The 4,262-nt window shown below is 59.1% G+C and carries 4 protein-coding genes; 3 read left to right on the forward strand and 1 reads right to left on the reverse strand.

Going from position 1 to position 4,262, the window contains the following annotated elements; all coding sequences use genetic code 11:
* Positions 1–217: 217 nt before the first annotated feature.
* Genes P792_RS33630 through P792_RS33640 form a run of 3 tightly spaced genes read left to right on the forward strand, consistent with a single transcriptional unit; the run spans position 218 to position 2,760 of the window.
* A complete protein-coding gene (locus P792_RS33630) occupies positions 218–886 on the forward strand; it encodes an ATP-dependent Clp protease proteolytic subunit (RefSeq protein ID WP_023979736.1) in 669 nt (222 codons plus the stop codon).
* 18 nt (positions 887–904) lie between these two features.
* Positions 905–1,912 carry a hypothetical protein gene (locus P792_RS33635; protein WP_023979737.1) on the forward strand — a complete coding sequence of 336 codons (1,008 nt, stop codon included), beginning with the start codon at positions 905–907 and terminating at the stop codon, positions 1,910–1,912.
* On the forward strand, positions 1,909–2,760 hold the full coding sequence (locus tag P792_RS33640; protein WP_031241487.1) for a hypothetical protein: 852 nt from the start codon (positions 1,909–1,911) through the stop codon (positions 2,758–2,760). Before P792_RS33635 ends, P792_RS33640 begins: the two co-directional genes overlap by 4 nt.
* A gap of 83 nt (positions 2,761–2,843) precedes the next feature.
* Here the strand turns inward: P792_RS33640 and ggt are convergent.
* Positions 2,844–4,262: gamma-glutamyltransferase (gene ggt, locus P792_RS33645; protein WP_035440752.1), on the reverse strand; the 1,419-nt coding region annotated here is incomplete at its 5' end.

Consider the following 4,262-nt stretch of genomic DNA (forward strand, 5'->3'; position numbering starts at 1 on the left):
AAGGCCTTTGTGCAGCCAGCCTGTTTTCTGCATTTCTTCTGATCGACCTTATGAGTTTCTTGTCCGGGTTCACCGCGCTCGCGTCACCCTAACCGTTCCTGCCCCCCGTGGCGAGATGCCTGATCCCCAGCAAAAATTGGCGGGGCTCTTGTGAGGGCCGCCCATCAAGCGCAACATAGAAGGGATGAACAGGCTGTATGGACATAGGAACACCGTAATGCGTGGCACGACGCCTCAGGACATCTTCCGTATCGCACCACGTCTCGATGATGAAGATCCCGATACACAGAACCCCGACTCCCCGGAGACCAAGGAGCCCGCAGAAAAGGCCCCCGGTACCGAAATCGAGGGCAAGCTGTTCGAGCAGCGCAAGGTGCTGATCTTTGGCGGCATCAACGATAAGGTGGCCCGTGATGTCACAGGTCGTCTGCTTGCACTGGCCGGAGCTTCGGACAAGCCGATCGATATCTACGTCAATTCACCGGGTGGCCATGTCGAGAGTGGTGACACCATTCATGACATGATCCGCTTTGTGGATTCCATTGCTCCCGTGAACATGATCGGCACGGGCTGGGTGGCATCGGCTGGCGCGCTGATCTTTGCTGCAGGTCGTCCCGAGCGTCGCCTGTGTCTGCCGAACACGCGCTTCCTGCTGCATCAGCCGATGGGCGGTGTTCGTGGCCCGGCAACCGATATCGATATCGAGGCCCGCGAGATCATCAAAATGCGCGAGCGCCTCAACCGACTGTTTGCTCGTGAAACCGGTCAGTCCTACGAGAAGATCGCCAAGGACACGGACCGCAATCACTGGATGTCGGCAGAAGAGGCCATTGCCTATGGTCTCGTCTCGCGTGTCATCAGTAAAATGAGCGATATCAAGGAATAAGAAGAGGAAGTCTCTCTCATGTCACGTCTTGAACAACTCTACAGCCATCTTCCCGATGCGCCGTCAGACAAGACCCTGGCCAAGGCCGATTTCGAAGCCCGTCACTGGAGCAGCGCCATTCCCGGCCCGCTCAAGCCGGGCACCGAGGAACACAAGCGCGCCGTGGCCGACATGTTCAGGGAGACTTTCAACCCTTACAAGCCTTCGGTCATCGAGTGGCCGAAGCTCGACCCGCAGACCCTGCATCGCATCACCTCGCTGCCGATCTGGGATATCGCTGTGCAGACCGAAGGCAAGGCACGCCTGCGCATGGCGGCCTATGCCGATATGATCGATGATCCCGACATGAAAGACGCCCTGCGTCGCAATGCCTGGGAGGAGAACCGCCACAAGGAGGTGCTCTCCAAGCTCGTTGAAGCCTACAACATCCCGATGGCCCCCGAGCCGCCCTATATCGAGCCGAAAGACACCGAGTGGGCGTATCTGGTGACCGGTTTCTCGGAATGTGTGGACAGCTTCTTTGCCTTCGGTCTGTTTGCCCTTGCCGAGCGTGCCGGTCTGTTCCCCATGGAACTGATCGAGACGTTCGAGCCTGTGATGCAGGAAGAGTGTCGCCATATCCTGCTTTTCGCCAACTGGCTGGCCTGGCATCGCGCCACCATGCCGTGGTGGAAGCGCCCTGTTTTCGAAGCGCGTGTTCTGGGTGTCTGGGCGTTCCTCGCCTATGAGCGCATGGATCTGGCCCGTTCGATCGATGCCGAGGGCAACGAGCACACGCAGGACAACAATTTCACCGTGACCGGCGCCAAGGACATGACGGACATGGACATCAAGGTGCCAGAGCTGATGCAGCTTTGCCTTGATGAAAATGACCGCCGCTTCTCTGGTTACGACCACCGCCTGCTGCGTCCCACTACGACACCGACACTCGTCAAGACCGGGCTGGCTGCCTATCGTCTGTGGGGAAAAGCATCGGGGGCCGTACGCGCCCGCCTCGGGCATAAGGAGCAGCACGCGCCTGCATGAGTGTGATTGAGCCGGGGTCAGAGGCCCATAAGCATTACTTCTGTCAGCAGTTTATCGATACGCATCAGGTTTTTGATCCGGAAACCCTGCCGTGGCCCGAGCTGACAGAGGAGGAACTGACCCGGCTCGGCGCCGTACCGTTCTGGCAGGAGGTGTATCACACCGAGCGCCGGGCCGGTGCAATTGTCGATGCCTTCACTCCCCAGATCATCGATCCTGAGGTCAAGGAGGCGGTACGGCTTCAAGGCTATGAAGAGGCGCGCCACGCCGATCTGATTCGCGTCATGATCGAACGATACGGTCTGGACGCGCGCAAGCAGCCGCTTGAGAAATTTCCTGCCGATCTCGAAACAGCCTTCATCGACTTTGGCTTTGGCGAGTGCCTTGACGCTTTTCTGGGTTTCGGGGCTTTCAAAAGCGCCCGTCAATCACAGTTTCTGCCCGAAAAGATGTTCGAAATCTTCGACATCCTGATGTTCGAAGAAACACGGCACATCGTTTTCTTCATCAACTATATGGCCTGGCGAGAAAAGCGTCGCGGCCTTGGCCGCGCAAGGCGTTCCGCCAAATCGCTACGTTTCTATATCCGCGCGCTCAGCCGCCTGCTTGGGATGGTGAAACGTGGTCAGGAGCCCAATGACGGGCGCGATTTTGCCGTCACCCAGACCAATCTGTTTCTCGACGGCTTTTCCTTCCGCGGCTTTGTCGAGGATTGCTATCGTGAAAACGCCCGTCGCATGACGGCGTTCGATCCTGGTCTCATGCAGCCTCGCCTGCTGCCCGGTATTGCCGATCTGGCGCTGCGCGGGTTGCGCCTGTGGGATAAAGGGCGTGGTCTTTCGCGCTAACAGGCTTGGGGCTCTGCCCTATCCCCCGCCAAAGGGCAGTCGCCCTTTGGAAGCCCTGAATTCGGAAGCGAAGGGTGCCTCGTTTATTCTCCTGTCGCGCCACCGCCTGCATGACGACGATCATAGCCGCCGTAGAATCGCCCGTCGGGATGCGATCCCAGCTTTGCGCCACCAGCGAGAACGCCTTCGGCTGAGCCCCATGGCTGATGCGTCTCAATCGTATAGCCATGAGCGCGCAGGGTGGCGATGACGGGTTCTGACAGGGCACCGGGTTCGATCTCGACGGCTTCGGGCTGCCATTGCTCGTGAATGCGGGGCATGTCGACGGCTTCCTGAATGGTCATGCCGTAATCGACCACCCCCAGAATCGCCGCGAGGGTAATGGTGGGAATGCGTGAACCGCCCGGGCTGCCAATGGCCATGATGGCCTTGCCATTTCTGGAGAGAATGGTGGGCGACATGGAAGAGAGCGGTGTCTTGCCGGGGGCAATCGCATTGGCCTTGCTGCCGACAATGCCGAACATGTTCGGCTCACCGGGTTTGGACGAAAAATCATCCATCTCGTCATTCAGGAAATAACCGGCGCTGCCTGCCATGACCTTCGCCCCGAACCAGCCATTGAGCGTATAGGTGACCGAGACAGCGTAGCCCGAATGATCCATGATTGAATATTGTGTGGTTTCGCGCTTTTCAGGCTGGGGGTCGCCTGCCACGAGGCTGGCAGAGGGTACCGCCTCTTCGGCTGGAATGGCGGCGCGAATTTTTGCGGCATAAGCCGGGTCGATCAGATGGGCCACAGGGTTTTTGACGAAAGCCGGGTCGCCCAGATCGCGCCGGTCGGAATAGGTATGACGCATCGCCTCGATTTCCTGATGTGTCGAGCGCGCGCTGTAGAGTCCCTCAGCTTTCAGGTCGTAGCCTGACAGGATATTGAGCATTTCGCACAATGCCACACCGCCGCCACTCGGCGGGGGGGCGGTATCAATCTGATACCCACGATAGCTGCACCGTATGGGCGCCATGATGCGTGGCTTGTAGGCGGCGAAATCAGCCATGGTCAGCAAGCCACCATTCGCCTTGCTGACACGCACCGTTTCTTCAGCAATCCAGCCACGATAAAAGACGTCCGGCCCCTTGTCGGCAATGGCCTGAAGCGAGCGGGCGAGGTCGGTCTGTCTGAAGCGCTCGCCAATCGTGAAGGGCTGGCGATCGGCGCGCAGAAAGATTTTCGAGGCGTAGGGATCGTTGATGAAGGCCTTGGTCGAGGTGTTCAGCAGGTGAACGTCATTCTCTTCGAGCGTGTAGCCTTCACCGGCCAGAGCGATGGCGGGTGCCATGACCTGAGCCCGTGTCAGATGGCCCCAGCGTTTCAACGCAAGATCGAGCCCGGCCACCGTGCCAGGCACGCCCACCGATTTCCATCCGATGGTCGAGAGCCCCTTGATGATCTTGCCGTCCTCGTCCTGATACATCGTCTCGGTGGCGGCAAGCGGGGCATGTTC

The organism is Asaia sp. SF2.1 (assembly GCF_000505765.1).
GTDB lineage: Bacteria > Pseudomonadota > Alphaproteobacteria > Acetobacterales > Acetobacteraceae > Asaia > Asaia bogorensis.

Excerpts from the sequence above, each read along its gene's own strand:
- P792_RS33635 (WP_023979737.1), top strand. The coding sequence starts at position 905 with ATGTCACGTCTTGAACAACTCTACAGCCATCTTCCCGATGCGCCGTCA.
- P792_RS33630 (WP_023979736.1), top strand. The coding sequence starts at position 218 with ATGCGTGGCACGACGCCTCAGGACATCTTCCGTATCGCACCACGTCTC.
- P792_RS33640 (WP_031241487.1), top strand. The coding sequence starts at position 1,909 with ATGAGTGTGATTGAGCCGGGGTCAGAGGCCCATAAGCATTACTTCTGT.